Annotated in this window: 13 protein-coding genes; 7 read left to right on the plus strand and 6 right to left on the minus strand. The window is 65.4% G+C overall.

What is annotated here, in order from left to right:
- Positions 1–10 precede the first annotated feature (10 nt).
- From Q0Z44_RS06320 to Q0Z44_RS06345, 6 genes are read right to left on the minus strand one after another with little or no spacing between them, the layout of a single operon-like run.
- A complete protein-coding gene (locus Q0Z44_RS06320) occupies positions 11–499 on the minus strand; it encodes a rhodanese-like domain-containing protein (protein WP_298011292.1) in 489 nt (162 codons plus the stop codon).
- 50 nt (positions 500–549) lie between these two features.
- Positions 550–1,362, minus strand: a complete 813-nt coding sequence (locus tag Q0Z44_RS06325) for an ABC transporter ATP-binding protein (protein WP_298011293.1) — start codon at positions 1,360–1,362, stop codon at positions 550–552.
- A gap of 48 nt (positions 1,363–1,410) precedes the next feature.
- Positions 1,411–2,187 carry an ABC transporter permease gene (locus Q0Z44_RS06330; RefSeq protein ID WP_298011294.1) on the minus strand — a complete coding sequence of 259 codons (777 nt, stop codon included), beginning with the start codon at positions 2,185–2,187 and terminating at the stop codon, positions 1,411–1,413.
- A 26-nt stretch (positions 2,188–2,213) separates the two neighbouring features.
- Positions 2,214–3,089, minus strand: a complete 876-nt coding sequence (locus Q0Z44_RS06335; protein ID WP_298011295.1) for an ABC transporter permease — start codon at positions 3,087–3,089, stop codon at positions 2,214–2,216.
- A gap of 27 nt (positions 3,090–3,116) precedes the next feature.
- Positions 3,117–4,214 (minus strand): TetR family transcriptional regulator, encoded by a 1,098-nt coding sequence (locus tag Q0Z44_RS06340; RefSeq protein ID WP_298011296.1) that lies wholly within the window; start codon positions 4,212–4,214, stop codon positions 3,117–3,119.
- A gap of 32 nt (positions 4,215–4,246) precedes the next feature.
- A complete protein-coding gene (locus tag Q0Z44_RS06345) occupies positions 4,247–5,740 on the minus strand; it encodes a hypothetical protein (RefSeq protein WP_298011297.1) in 1,494 nt (497 codons plus the stop codon).
- A gap of 450 nt (positions 5,741–6,190) precedes the next feature.
- Here Q0Z44_RS06345 and Q0Z44_RS06350 point away from each other — a divergent pair, with 450 nt between their 5' ends.
- Genes Q0Z44_RS06350 through Q0Z44_RS06380 form a run of 7 tightly spaced genes read left to right on the plus strand, consistent with a single transcriptional unit; the run spans position 6,191 to position 13,044 of the window.
- Complete coding sequence (locus Q0Z44_RS06350) at positions 6,191–8,554, plus strand: DUF1549 and DUF1553 domain-containing protein (RefSeq protein WP_298011298.1); 2,364 nt, start codon at positions 6,191–6,193, stop codon at positions 8,552–8,554.
- Between the two features lie 48 nt (positions 8,555–8,602).
- Complete coding sequence (locus Q0Z44_RS06355; RefSeq protein WP_298011299.1) at positions 8,603–10,054, plus strand: DUF1501 domain-containing protein; 1,452 nt, start codon at positions 8,603–8,605, stop codon at positions 10,052–10,054.
- Positions 10,054–10,440, plus strand: coding sequence for a hypothetical protein (locus Q0Z44_RS06360; protein WP_218929730.1), 387 nt, complete (start codon positions 10,054–10,056; stop codon positions 10,438–10,440). Before Q0Z44_RS06355 ends, Q0Z44_RS06360 begins: the two co-directional genes overlap by 1 nt.
- Positions 10,440–11,180: a cytochrome c4 gene (locus tag Q0Z44_RS06365; protein ID WP_298011300.1), complete on the plus strand. Its 741-nt coding sequence runs from the start codon at positions 10,440–10,442 to the stop codon at positions 11,178–11,180. The genes Q0Z44_RS06360 and Q0Z44_RS06365 overlap by 1 nt, the downstream gene beginning before the upstream one ends.
- On the plus strand, positions 11,177–11,776 hold the full coding sequence (locus Q0Z44_RS06370; protein WP_298011301.1) for a peroxiredoxin: 600 nt from the start codon (positions 11,177–11,179) through the stop codon (positions 11,774–11,776). Before Q0Z44_RS06365 ends, Q0Z44_RS06370 begins: the two co-directional genes overlap by 4 nt.
- A gap of 42 nt (positions 11,777–11,818) precedes the next feature.
- Entirely contained in the window at positions 11,819–12,307 is a 489-nt protein-coding gene (locus tag Q0Z44_RS06375) for a cytochrome c (RefSeq protein WP_298011302.1), read from the plus strand.
- Positions 12,308–12,312: 5 nt separating this feature from the next.
- The gene (locus Q0Z44_RS06380) at positions 12,313–13,044 is read left to right on the plus strand and encodes a lectin (protein WP_298011303.1); all 732 of its coding nucleotides are present in this window, start codon (positions 12,313–12,315) and stop codon (positions 13,042–13,044) included.
- The last annotated feature ends 46 nt before the right edge of the window (positions 13,045–13,090 follow it).

Genomic DNA, 13,090 nt, shown 5'->3' on the forward strand with positions numbered 1-13,090 from the left:
GCTGTCCTCCTCACTGCGCCGGCTTGGGCGGGGGCGGCAACACCTTCTGGATGCTGCCGCCGGCCTCGCGATAGTCTTCCGAGCCCAGCGCACCGGCCACCTTGTAGCCTTTGCTGGCCAGCAGGTCGCCGGCCGCGCCCGCCCGGTGTGCCCGGTTGGACACCGTGATGATCTGGCGATCGCGCGGGATGTAGTCCAGCGCGTAAGGAAGATCCTTGAGTTGCACGTTCAGGTAGACGGCCAGGCTGCCGTACTTCACCAGTTCGTCGGGGCGGCGCACGTCCAGCACGAGCAGCTTCTTCGGGTTACTCAGCAGCCGATCGACGTCGTTGCGGCTGAGCTGGCGCGTCTTGTAGGTCCAGGGTGGTGCCACGTAAGGCTTGGGGGCCGAGGCGGCCGGCTCGCCAGCGGAGGCCGCTTCCTGGGCGTGGGCGACAGGGGCGGACAGCGCCACAGCGGCGGCGAGGGAGAGAAGCGAGAGAGCGGAACGGTTGGACATGTTCTTGAACTGCATGCAGCGATGAGGTGAAGGAATGGGAAGGGACTGGCTCATGCCGTGAGCGGGTCGGTCACGCGTTCGAGCCGCTCGGCCACTGTGGCGTGGTTGATCTCGTGATTGAACTCGCCGAGCACGTCGTCCTTGATGGACGCGAAGGCCGCGCGGACCCGGTCGCGCGGACGTGCCAGCGGCACGTCGACGATGCGCTTGATGCGGCCGGGGCGCGGCTCCATCACGACGATGCGGTCACCGAGATAGACGGCCTCTTCCACATCGTGCGTGACGAGGATGGCGGTGATGCCCTCGGCTTGCCAGATGCGCTGCAGTTCCTGCTGCAGCCGGGTGCGCGTCAGTGCGTCGAGGGCGCCGAAGGGTTCGTCGAGCAGCAACACCTCCGGGCGGTTGACCAGCGCGCGAGCGATGGCCACGCGCTGCGACATGCCGCCCGAGAGCTGATAAGGGTAGGCTTTCTCGAACCCCTTGAGCCCGACGAGTTCGATGTGCTCGCGCACGCTACGGTCTTTCTCTGCCTGGGTGCCCGGTGCGTTCAGCAGGCCCAGCGCGACGTTCTGTTCGACGCTCAGCCAGGGAAAGAGGCGGTGCTCCTGGAACACGATGCCGCGATCCAGGCTCGTGCCCTGAATGGGCTTTCCGTCCAGCAGCAGCTTGCCGCTGTAGCCGGATTCGAGGCCGATCAACAGGCGCAGCAACGTCGATTTGCCGCAGCCGCTGGCCCCAACGATGCTGATGAACTCGCCCGGTCGGATCGAGAGGTTGATGTCCTGCAGGACCTTCAAGGGTTGTCCCTTGACGTCGTACTGCTTGTGGAGTTGCTGGATGTCGATGGTGGCGGCGTGGGGCATGGCGGCTCCTGATAGACGGCCGGGTTGGAATGGGTGACAAGCCTCGGATCAGCGGCGGGCGGGCGCACGCCAGTGCAGCAGGCGCTGCTCGGCCAGCGTGGCCAGGCGGTTGAACACCACGCCGACCAGGCCGATGGCCAGCAGGCCGAAGAGGATCAGCTCGACATTGAAGGCATTGCGCCCCTTGAAGACGATGTTGCCGATGCCGTGCCCGTCGTTGACGAGCAGGAACTCGGCACCGATGGTGGCCAGCCAGGCATAGATGAGCCCGAGGCGCAGGCCACCCAGCATCTGCGGCGCGGCAGCCGGCCACACCAGGCGGCGCAGCGTCTGCCAGGGCGTGAACCCGTATACACGGGCCACCTCGGCATGGGCCTGGGTCACGCCCCGCACGCCCTCGGTCGTCCCCAGTACCACGGGGTAGAAGGTCGAGAATCCGATGAACAGGATCTTGGCTGCATCCCCGGTGCCGAGGATGGCCGAGAGCAAGGGCAGCCACGCGAACAGCGAGATCTGGCGGGCCGTGTGGAAGGTTGGACCGATGAGCTTGTCGGCCAGGCGGGATACGCCGATCAGGGTGCCGACGGCCACACCGGCCAGTGCGCCGATTGCAAAACCGGCGAGATCTCGCCACAGACTGAGTGCGACGCCGACATGGAAATCAGGCTTCTGTAGCTCGGTGATGGCGGTGGTCACCACCCCCGCGGGGGGCACGATGAGCCGGGTGTTCACCCAGTGCAGCTGCGTGGCGGTGATCCACATTGCGATGAAAGCAGCAGGCAGAACCCAGCCGCGCCAGTCGGGTCGTTTGGAAGGCAGAGACATGGTGAAGCGTTCAGGTCGGGTCGGGTTCAGAAGGCGTTGCGGCGCCAGCCTTGCAGCCGGGATTCGACCAGCCGCAAGGTGAGTTCGATGGCGATCCCCAGCACGCCGATGGCCAGCATGGAGACGATCACCATGTCGATCTGGCTGAGCGAGCGGCTGTAGGACATGAAGAAGCCCAGGCCCTCGCTCGAGGACAGCAGCTCGACGAAGATTGTGGTGAGCCATGCCTGCGTCACGCCCTGACGCAAGCCCGTGAACAAGGCCGGCGTGGTGGCCGGCAGCACGATGCGGACCAGGGTCTGCCATGCGCTGAAGCGGTAGACGCGCCCGACCTCGAGCAGCGCCGCCGGAATGTTGGCGATGCCGTTGAGCGTGCTGAGCGCGACGGGCACGACCACCGCGATCGAGATGGCCGTCAACTTCAGACCTTCTTCGATGCCGATGAAGATGATGAGCAGTGGGATCCAGCCGAGCACCGGCAGCTGCGCGAGTGCATTGAAGCTGGGCCACACATAGGCCCTGATCCGCTCGGACAGTCCCATGGCAAAGCCCATCACCAGCCCGGCACCGCCACCGATCAACAGGCTCAGCGCGGCACGTCGGGCGCTGTGGCCGACGTGGCCCAGCAGCTCGCCGCTGTCCCACACGATGCCGAGCGACTCCCACACGAACGCGGGCGAGGGCAGGATCTGCTCGGCGATCCAGTGGCGGTCGGCGGCCGTCCACCACAGCGCGAACAGCGCGGTCGGCAGGATGAGGCCGAGCGCCACGGTACCGAGGATGCCGACCAGCCAGGACAGGCCCCCGATGACGCGCGACGGTGACCGGCGTGTCGATGCCGTTGTGGCGGGCAGCGCTCCCTCTGGCGGAAAGATTGCAAGGTCGTCGGTGGACACGGCCATGGTGGGTTCCTCCTCGGGTCGCGGGGGTCAGGTGCGGGTGAACTTGCCGTTGGCGTCCTGGGTGGGCCAGTACGTCTCGAGCTTCTGTTCGCGCAACGCGTTGTTCAGGTACTTGGGCTCGATCCAGCCGTCCAGACTCACGTCGCGGCGTGACAGGCGGTGACCCTTGATCTCGTTGATTGAACGCTGGATGGAGGCGGTGTAGTACTCGTCCAGCAGGGGGTTGATCCGGTTACGCAGGTCCTTGGTGCGGTCCCACACCCGCTTGTTGTCGATGTAGGTGTTGTCGCCCGCGCGGGTCCACAGCTGGTACTGCGTTTCCCGGTTGGCTTCCTGCGAGCTCCAGTGCGCGGTCTTGACCAGTCGGTTGACGATGCGTTGCACCAGGTCGGGATGGCGCTGCTCGAAGGCCTCGCCCACCCACACCGAGCCCGGGACGTTCTGGAAGGGATCGTCGAAGATCTGGTCCAGCGTGCGGGCGATGCCGCGGGCCTCCAGGCCAAAGGGCGTGTCCAGTGCGCCGGCGATGTTGCCGGTGGCCAGCGAGGCTCGGCGGTCGTCGGTGATCTGGCTGATGATGCGGAACTGCTTCTCCGGTTCCTTGTAGCCGTGGTGGGCCAGGAAGCGGTAGAGCCGCAGTTGCCCCGCGGTGCCCTTCTGGCACGACAGGATCTTGCCCTCCAGATCCTTGATGCTCTTCGCGCTGGAGGACGCGGGCACCACGAAGTAGGTGTCGCCGCCGCGACCGGAGGACAGCAGGATCTTGTGCTTGAGCCCGGTGGAGCGACCCACGATCAACGGCAGGTCGCCGTGGCCGAAGCAGAAATCGAGCAAGCCGTTGGCATAGGCCTCGTTGAGCGCAGGCCCGGCGCCGACGTAGTACTTCCATTCGATCTTGATGCCGTCGGCTGCGAATTCCTGCTCCAGCTCGCCGCGGAACACGACGTTGGCCGTGAAGCCGGAAGAGGGCAGGGGCCGGCCTGCCGTGCCGGCGCCGGGGAAGCCGATGCGGATGGTGGCGGGCTTGCCGCCGGATTGCGCCCGGGCCGTGCCGGTGGACAGGCCGATGAGGGCTGGCGCGGCCAGGCTCGTGGCCAGGGCGGCGCTGAAGGTGCGACGTTTCATGAGGGGAACACTCCTGTGGATGTCTGTGGGGATCAGAAGCCGGCGACGAATTGCGCCTGCAGGCCGGTGGCGCGCTTGGGCTGGGCGCTGGTGCCCGCTTCGTTGCTATCCTTGAAGTAGTTGATCTGGAAGCGGGTCGTCTCGGCGAAGAAGACGTTCAGGCCCAGCGTGGTGCGGGTCTGCTTGTCATTGACCACGCGAGCGTTGTCGTTCGGATCGAAGGTGTCGTAGCGCACGAAGGCCTGATAGGACTGCGGCCAGTAGTCATCGAACTTGCCTTGCTGCTTCGAGCTGTTGAGGAACTGCTCACCCCACGTGTAGCCCAGGTTGATGTACTGGCCCACGCCCCGCTTGTAGCCATCAGGATCGACGGCCGTGGGGGTGATCTGGCCCTTGCCACGGGCCCATTCGTACGAGATCGAGAAGGGCAGGTGGGTCCAGTTCACGTCGATGCCGGTGATGTCGTTCTCGCCGGTGAAGCCGGTGGTGGCCGTGCTGGTGCGCGCCACGGTGGGCGAACGCTTGTAGTAGCTCGCGCCGATCTGCAGCTGACGGAACCAGCTCGTGTAATCCACCGGCAGGGTGAAGACCAGGCGTGCCAGCCAGTCGCGCGAGGCGTTGTTGTCGTTCTTGTTGGGGCCGTTGCCGTTGAAGTAGCCCAGCGCGTAGCCCAGCAGAGGAGCTCGGTAGTTGTTGGTGAAGTCGACATAGGGGTCGAAGTCACCCTGCACGAGCAGGCCGATCTGGCGGGTGCCGAGATCCAGTCCATTGACGAACAGCGCGCTGTTGATCACGGCACGCACCTCGGGGTCGAGCGCGGGCGCATCGAGCCCGAAGGGCACGGGCTGCTGGCCCAGCGTGACCGTGCCGAGGCGGTCCTCGAGGTTGCCTGTCGCAGGCTCGTAGCTGTAGCGGATGTAGGCGTCCGTCAGGTTGACCTGCGAATTGCTCGTCGCGTTGGTGCCGGTGGTGCCGATGTTGAGCGCCAACCGGTAGGTGAGGTTGCGGCCCTCGGCGTAGTCGCGGTAGAGGTTGCCGGTCAGGTTCAGCGTGGCGGTTGGCGCCCGGAACCCGTTGTCACGCGGCTCGGCCGGGTTCGCCGTGCTGGCTGCGGTGGTCTGCGAGTCCCCGGCCGCATAAGCCGGGTTGCGGGTTTCATAGCCCAGCGTGACGGTGCCCCCCAGGCGCGTGTTGCGCGTGACGCTGGGGATGTTGCGTTCCTGCAGGCGCGACTGGTCGTACTTGTAGTTCTCGAGATCGGTGCGGAGGCCCTGGATGTCGGCCTTGGAAGCCGCGGTCCGCGCGTCGATGCTCTCCTGTGATTCGCCTTCGACCGGGCTCGCCGTGGCGGGGGCCGCTGCCTGTGGCCGGACCAGCCCGCGCAACTCTTCCACTTGGCGCCGCAGTTCTTCAACCGTGTTCTTCAGGGACTGGACCTCGCTGGCGTTGGACTGCGCGTGGACAGCGGCCCCGGATAGCGCGAGCAAGGCTGCGAGGGCCACCTGAGATTTTTTCTGAAAGGACACTAAATGGCTCCTGCTTCAAGGAATTCTGAATATCGAGAGCCGAGCTTTACGCAGGGTTTGTGCCAGGCTTTTTGTTGGGTTGAACGAGTATCTGGCGTGCTTTGTGTTGATTTCTGTGAAGCGCGTTGTTGATTTTCGTGCAGCGGGGTGTTGAGGAATCACCGCGGGGAATCCACTCCGCGAGGCCGATCGCCTTTCGATGTAATCCAGATAAGCATATGGGATCCGAGAATATCCTTGCTTATCAACAACTTGGAAGGTTGTTTGTGGTGGGGTCGCTTGGCTTTTCGGCTGGCATGCAAGTTGCGCTATGCCGCCATCCCTCGCTGCCCGGGCGCCTTTTATCGAACGCCGGCAACAAGGCTCTCTCAGGTGTTTTGTCGTGGATTGTCATATCCAAGGAAAGTAAGCAAATGAATTTTCCGCGTATCGCAAATGGAGGCCATAGAAATGAATAACAGATGGCTTGTCTCCGCCGCAGTGGGGCTGGCGGCTGTTTCCTTGCAAGCGGCCGAGCCGACGTCCTCGACAGGCACGAATCCGGTGGCGGCCAAAGCCGCGCAGCCGGCCGCAACCAGTGGGCGCTGGAGCCCGTATCAGCCGCTGAAGGCGCCCGCCGTGCCCACCGTGCAGAACGCGCGGTGGGTGCGTTCGCCCATCGATGCCTTCGTGCTGGCCCAGCAGGAAACCGCCGGGCTCAAGCCTTCGCCTGAAGCCGATCGGGCCACCTTCATCCGCCGCGCCACGCTGGATGCCTGGGGCTTGCTGCCCACGCCGGAGGAGGTCAAGGCCTTCGTCAACGACAAGTCGCCTCAGGCTTACGAGAGGCTGGTGGACCGTCTGCTGGCCTCCCATCACTTCGGGGAACGCCAGGCCCGCCGTTGGCTGGACCTGGCCCGCTACGCGGACAGCACCGGCTTTCAGAACGACAACACGCGGCCCAATAACTGGCGCTATCGCGACTACGTTATCAACGCCTTTAACAGCGACAAGCCCTACAACCGCTTCATCCAGGAGCAGCTGGCCGGTGACGAGCTGTGGCCGGATGACCAGCAGGCCCGCATTGCAACGGGCTTTCTGGCGGGCTACCCCGACAACTACAACTCGCGTGACCTCATTCAGCGGAAGTACCAGATCGAGACCGACATGACGGATCTGGTCGGCGAGGTTTTCCTGGCGCAGACCATTGGTTGCGCCCGCTGCCACAACCACAAGTCGGACCGCGTCAGCCAGAAGGAGTACTTCCAGCTGCAGGCCTTCTTCGCCAACACGGCCTTCAACGAGAAGGCACCGCTGGCCAAGGGCACGGAAACCGAGTTCGACCGGGCCTATCAGAAGCAGCTGGCCGTCTACAACGAGGCCACGAAGGACATCCGGGCGCGTCAGAAGGCCATCCTCGATCAGGTGCGCGAGGCTGGTCGCAAGTACTACAACGAGCGCTACCTCGATGACAGCCGTGCCGCCATCTTCAAGCCCGAAGCCGAGTGGACGCCACTCGACAAGTGGGTGAACTGGCGCAAGCAGGCTGTGGCGTCCGACAACGAGATCGTCAGCTACCTGCGTGACACCGCAGAAGAGAAGACGCGTGCGGACTACAAGGAGGACCACGTTGCCCTGTGGAAGGAGTACAAGGGCCTGCAGGAGCAGCTCAAGCAGTTCGACAAGCTCAAGCCGTCCAAGGGCAGTGGCACCCTGACGACCGCGCTGGAGCTGACCAGCAAGGAGGTGCCGCCCACCCACGTGCGCTTCACAGGCATCCACGAGAAGCCACTGGAGGCCGTGAACCCTGGCATCCCGGCGCTGTGGGGCGGCAAGGGTGAAGTGCCCATAACGCCGCTGGCCCATTCTTCCGGTCGCCGCGCGGTGCTGGCTCAATGGTTGAGCGCCGACAACAACCCGCTCACGGCACGCGTCTACGTGAACCGGGCCTGGGCCCAGTACTTCGACAAGGGCATCGTGCCCACGGTGGCCGACTTCGGTCGTGCGGGCCAGAAGCCGACCCACCCTGAGCTGCTGGACCACCTGGCCTCGAAGTTCGTCGGCGACGGCTGGAGCATCAAGAAGCTGCACCGCGAGATCCTGTTGTCGTCCACCTATCGCCAGTCGTCTGACGAGCGCAAGGATGTCGCGAAGCTCGACCCCGAGAACAAGCTCTTGGCTGTCTATCCGCGCAAGCGCCTGGAAGCCGAAGAGATCCGCGACTCGTTGCTGTACGCGTCGGGCCTGCTGGTCGACAAGGTGGGAGGACCGTCCGTGTTCCCGCCGGTGCTCAAGCGTGGCAACGACGTCGGCAAGTCGCAGGATTTCGCGGGCAACCGTGCATGGACCGTGTCCGATGACCAGGAGGACTGGCACCGCCGCAGCCTCTATGTGTTCACGCGTCGCAGCTTCCCATACCCGATCACGCAGAACTTCGATCCGGCCAACCCCAACAACCCGCATCACAAGCGGGATGTGACGACCACGCCGCTGCAGGCCCTGACCCTGTTCAACAGCGAGATTGTCTTTGACTGGAGCCAGGCGTTGGCGGGCCGCGTGATCAACGAGGCCGGGGCGAACGAGGATGCACAGCTCAATCGGGTCTACCAGATCCTGTTTGCCCGGGAGCCCAACAAGACCGAGCGCGCTGCGCTCAAGCAGTTCCTCGCCGATCAGCAGATTGCCATCCGTCAGAAGGTCGCCGAGGGCAAGTTCGAGGTGGCAGTGCCGGGGGGCCTGAAGAACACCAAGGGCTACGACCCCATCAAGTCAGCGGCCTTCGTGGACCTCGTGCACACCGTCGCGAACTCCAACGACTTTGCCTATCGCTTCTGACCGGACCCATCCGGCTGACGAACCCTCATCCAGACAAGGAATCAGAGCATGAACAACGAACAACGTCGCGCCTTCCTGCGCCAGGCCGGCCTGGGCCTCGGTGGTGCAGCCCTCGGCGGCTTTCTGCCGGGCATCGGCTACATCGACGCCGCCACCGCGGCCGAGCTGGCCGACCCGCTGGCACTGAAGTCGCCGCACTTTCCGGGCAAGATCAAGTCGGTGATCTGGCTGCATCAGAACGGCGCGCCCTCGACGCTCGATCTGTACGACTACAAGCCGGAGTTGCAGCGCCTGGCTGGCGAGCCGGTGCCGGCTTCCTTCCTCAAGGGCATCAAGACCAGCACGCAAGGCGGGGTGGGCAAGCTCTTCGTGTCGAAGGAGCGCACCTGGAAGCAGTATGGGGAGAGCGGCGCCTGGTTCTCGAACCTGCTGCCCAACCTGGCTCAGCACGCCGACAAGCTCACCTTCATCAAGTCGAGCACGACCGTGGGCGCCACGCACGATATCTCGATCCTGAAGCTCAACACGGGTGACCTCAACCCGGGGCGGCCGTCGCTGGGTGCCTGGATCACGTATGCACTGGGCTCGGCCAACCCGGATCTGCCGCCGTACGTAGTGCTCTACAACGGCGACCGCGAGCCGTCGGCCGGCTCGGTGAACTGGGCCTCGGGCTTCCTGCCGGCGGTGTACCAGGGCACGGCCTTCCGACCGGGCGAGAACCCCATCCTCTACCTGAACCGACCCGACCTGCGCAGCCCCGCGCAGCAGCGCGCTTCGCTGGACCTGCTCAAGCGTCTGAACAACATCGGCGCCGATCGGTACCCGAGCGACACCGAGCTGCGGGCCCGCCTGCAGTCATACGAGCTGGCCGACCGCATGCAGACGGCCGCCCCGAAGGCCGTGGACATCAGCAAGGAAACGGCCGCCACCAAGGAGCTGTATGGCTTGAATGACAAGACCAGCCAGAGTTATGGCGAGGTGCTGTTGCGGGCCCGCCGCCTGGTGGAGAACGGCGTGCGCTTCGTGCAGGTGGTCTCCGGCTTCCCTGAAGGCGCGGACATCGACCGCCAGAGCTGGGACGCACACAGCGAGCTGGATCAGAACCACGCCGTGATGGCGCGCATGGTCGACAAGCCGATTGCCGGCCTGCTGCACGACCTGAAGGAGCGCGGTCTGCTGGACACCACGCTGGTGGTGTGGACCTCGGAGTTCGGCCGGACCTCTTGGGGCGAAAGCGGGAGCGGCCGCGATCACAACCCCTGGGGCTATACACAGTGGCTGGCCGGAGGGGGCCTCAAGGCGGGCTTCACCTACGGCGAGACCGATGACGTCGGGCTGCAGGTGGCCGACAAGGAGAAGTCGGTCGACACCTATGACCTGCATGCCACCGTGCTGCACCTGATGGGGCTCGACCACCTGAAGACGACCTTCATCCACAACGGCCGATCCGAGCGCCCCACGGTGGTGTACGGCAAGGTCATCAAGGACATCCTGGCCTGATGCGCAAGCTGTCTGCCCTGATCCCGCTGGGAGTGCTGTGCTTCGCAATCGGGCTGGCCCGCGCGGCCGATGCCGCGCTGGACATGGACCTGATGCAGAACGTGGAGGACGCCAACAAGAGCCTGGCATCGAACATCGCGCTGCGCGATGCCGGTGCCTCTGCGAAGGATGCCGAGGAACTGCACACCCTGTTCCAGACGGTGGAGAAGCACTACCTGGCCAAGCCGGAAGCACCGGACGGCCTGGCGCTCTCGCGCAAAAGCCTGCAGCTGACCGAGAAGATCCAGCAGCAGGTGGGCGCGCAGGACTTTGGGGGCGCCTCGGGCTCTGCCACAGAGCTGTCGCGCACCTGCCGCGCCTGCCACACGTTCTACAAGCAGTCCTGATGGGCCAGCGGAAGTCCTCAAAGAACGCCTGCATCGGCGTGTTGCTGTGTCTGCTGGCTGCCATCCCGCTGGGCTCGCTGGCAGCCGGTACACAGGGCCGCAAGGGTGGACCCAGCCAGGCTTCGCCCACCATGCCGCGACCCGGTGACGCAGCGCTAGGGCAAGGCAAGGCGGACGCCGAGCGCTGCATCGAATGCCATGGCGCAGACGGGCAGGGCCAGGGCCACAGCAACGGGCCCGAAGGCAAGTTCGCGCGGCTGGCCGGGCAGCAGGCCGCCTACATCGTCAAGCAGATTCAGGACTTCCGTTCGGGTGCGCGCAAGCACGACCAGATGGCCATCATGGCTCGCAGCATCACCGACGAGGACGCGGCCGACATTGCTGCGTACTTCGCGTCGCTGCCGTCCATGCGGGGGGACGCCCGCGACGTCAGCGAGCTCGGACGCCGGCTGTACGAACAGGGCGATTCAGTTCGGGGCGTACCTGCCTGCGCAGCGTGCCACGGCCCACGAGGCGAGGGGCAGCGAGCTCAGCCGCTGTCGCCCGTCCTTGGCGGGCAGGAGTGGCGCTATCTCGATCAGCAGTTACGCAACTGGCGTAGCGGCGATCGCCGTAACAGTCCGGGCGGCGTGATGAGCGATGCAATCCGCCCCCTGACCGACACCGAGATCGAGGCCCTGGCCTCTCACCTGTCGGGGCTGTCAGCCCATTCCGATCAACAAGGAAACACCACACCATGAACAAATCTGTCGCCGGCGCCGTGCTGGCCCTTTCTGCCGCCTGGCTCGCGTGGCCCGCCCACGCCGCGCTCAAGGAGGGTGACATCGCCCCTGACTTCCGCCTTCAGGCGTCACAAGCGGGAAAGCCCTTTCACTACGCGCTCAAGGACGCGTTGCGCAAAGGACCGGTCGTCGTCTATTTCTATCCTTCGGCCTTCACCAATGGCTGCAACGTGCAGGCTCACCTGTTTGCCCAGAACGTCGAGAAGTTCGCCGCGGCAGGTGCGTCGATCGTCGGCGTGTCGCTCGACAGCATCGCGCGCCTGAACGATTTCTCGGCCGATCCCCAGTTCTGTGCTGGAAAGATCCCGGTGGCGTCGGATGCGGACGGCAAGGTCGCCCGTGCGTTCGATCTGCCGGTCACCGAAGTGCCCGCCGGGCGCAAGGACACCCGCGGCATCGAGATCGACCATGCGCGCACCGAACGCACGACCTTCGTCGTCACGCCGGATGGCCGCGTGGCCGCCACGGTCGGTGGCGTGTCCCCGGACCAGAACGTGCGCAAGGCGCTGGAGATCGTCCAGCAACTGGCTGCCACCAAGGGGCGCAGGTCCTGAGCCTCCCTTTGATTCCATCTCCAACCCACCACAAGGAAGACCATGAAGAACCGCAAGCGCTTTGTCGCCGTTCTGGGCGCCACGGCGTCCACCGTGCTGGCTGCCCTGCTCGCCACCCCGGCCGCACAAGCACAGCAGACCCCCAAACCCGAGCAGCTCATCAAGTGGCGTCAGTCTGCCTATCAGGTGATTGCCTGGAACACCGGCCGCGTGAAGGCCAACGTGGACGGCACGTACAACAAGGACGACGTGATCAAGGCGGCCAACGCGATAGCCGCCCTGGCCAACTCCGGACTGGGCGCGCTCTATGCACCGGGCACGGAAACCGGCAAGGGGTGGAAGGAGACGGCCGCCAAGCCCGAGCTGTTCACGGACAAGAAGGCCGGCGAGGTGGCCGCATCGTTCAACAAGGAAGCCAATGAGCTGGCCCGTGTGGCGGCCGCAGGCGACGTGAGTCAGGTGAAGGCCCAACTGGCGAAGCTGCAAGGCACCTGCAAGGCCTGCCACGACGACTACCGCAAGAAGGACTGAACACCATGAAGCACACCATTCAATCGATCGCCGCCGCGTCGCTCTTGGGCCTGCTCATGCTGACGAGCGCCGCCGTGCAATCCCAGACTGCCGCAGCGCCGGCCGCTGCCCCGCAGCCGGCCAACCGGGAGGTCGGGCCCTTCAGCTTCTTTGTCACCAGCGTCGGCTCCGGCAAGGGCGCGGATCTGGGCGGCCTCGCTGGCGCGGACGCCCACTGCCAGAAGCTTGCGGCCGCGGTCGGTGCCGGTAACCGCACCTGGCGGGCTTACCTGAGCACCCAGTCGTGGGACGGCAAGCCGGCCGTCCATGCGCGTGACCGCATCGGCACCGGCCCCTGGTTCAATGTGAAGGGCGCACTGATCGCCCGCGACGTGGCTCACCTGCACGGTGACAACCTGGAGGACGCGCGCATCGGCAACGCCATCAACTGGTCGACGGCACTGACGGAGCAGGGGCTGCCGGTGAAGCGGGCTGGCGACACGCCGAACGAGCACGACATCCTGACCGGCTCGCAGCCGGACGGGCGAGCCTTTGTCAACGACACCTCGGACCGCACCTGCAAGAACTACACGAGCAGTGCGGAGGACGGGGCTGTCCAGGTCGGGCACTTCGACCGCACCGGGGGCGTGCACACGGCGCTGTCCTGGAACTCAGCCCATGCGAGCCGCGGTTGCAGTCAGGCGAAGCTGGTGAGCACCGGCGGTGCCGGCTACTTCTACTGCTTCGCCGCCAAGTAAGCACAGCGGGCGGGTGTCTGCGGACACCCGCCGCCTGACCACAAGC

It is taken from the genome of uncultured Aquabacterium sp. (assembly GCF_947366995.1).
Lineage (GTDB): Bacteria > Pseudomonadota > Gammaproteobacteria > Burkholderiales > Burkholderiaceae_C > Aquabacterium.

Bases quoted from the DNA above. Each gene is read 5' to 3' on its own strand.
- Q0Z44_RS06320 (WP_298011292.1), bottom strand. From the start codon at position 499: ATGTCCAACCGTTCCGCTCTCTCGCTTCTCTCCCTCGCCGCCGCTGTG.
- Q0Z44_RS06325 (WP_298011293.1), bottom strand. From the start codon at position 1,362: ATGCCCCACGCCGCCACCATCGACATCCAGCAACTCCACAAGCAGTAC.
- Q0Z44_RS06330 (WP_298011294.1), bottom strand. From the start codon at position 2,187: ATGTCTCTGCCTTCCAAACGACCCGACTGGCGCGGCTGGGTTCTGCCT.
- Q0Z44_RS06335 (WP_298011295.1), bottom strand. From the start codon at position 3,089: ATGGCCGTGTCCACCGACGACCTTGCAATCTTTCCGCCAGAGGGAGCG.
- Q0Z44_RS06340 (WP_298011296.1), bottom strand. From the start codon at position 4,214: ATGAAACGTCGCACCTTCAGCGCCGCCCTGGCCACGAGCCTGGCCGCG.
- Q0Z44_RS06350 (WP_298011298.1), top strand. From the start codon at position 6,191: ATGAATAACAGATGGCTTGTCTCCGCCGCAGTGGGGCTGGCGGCTGTT.
- Q0Z44_RS06355 (WP_298011299.1), top strand. From the start codon at position 8,603: ATGAACAACGAACAACGTCGCGCCTTCCTGCGCCAGGCCGGCCTGGGC.
- Q0Z44_RS06360 (WP_218929730.1), top strand. From the start codon at position 10,054: ATGCGCAAGCTGTCTGCCCTGATCCCGCTGGGAGTGCTGTGCTTCGCA.
- Q0Z44_RS06365 (WP_298011300.1), top strand. From the start codon at position 10,440: ATGGGCCAGCGGAAGTCCTCAAAGAACGCCTGCATCGGCGTGTTGCTG.
- Q0Z44_RS06370 (WP_298011301.1), top strand. From the start codon at position 11,177: ATGAACAAATCTGTCGCCGGCGCCGTGCTGGCCCTTTCTGCCGCCTGG.
- Q0Z44_RS06375 (WP_298011302.1), top strand. From the start codon at position 11,819: ATGAAGAACCGCAAGCGCTTTGTCGCCGTTCTGGGCGCCACGGCGTCC.
- Q0Z44_RS06380 (WP_298011303.1), top strand. From the start codon at position 12,313: ATGAAGCACACCATTCAATCGATCGCCGCCGCGTCGCTCTTGGGCCTG.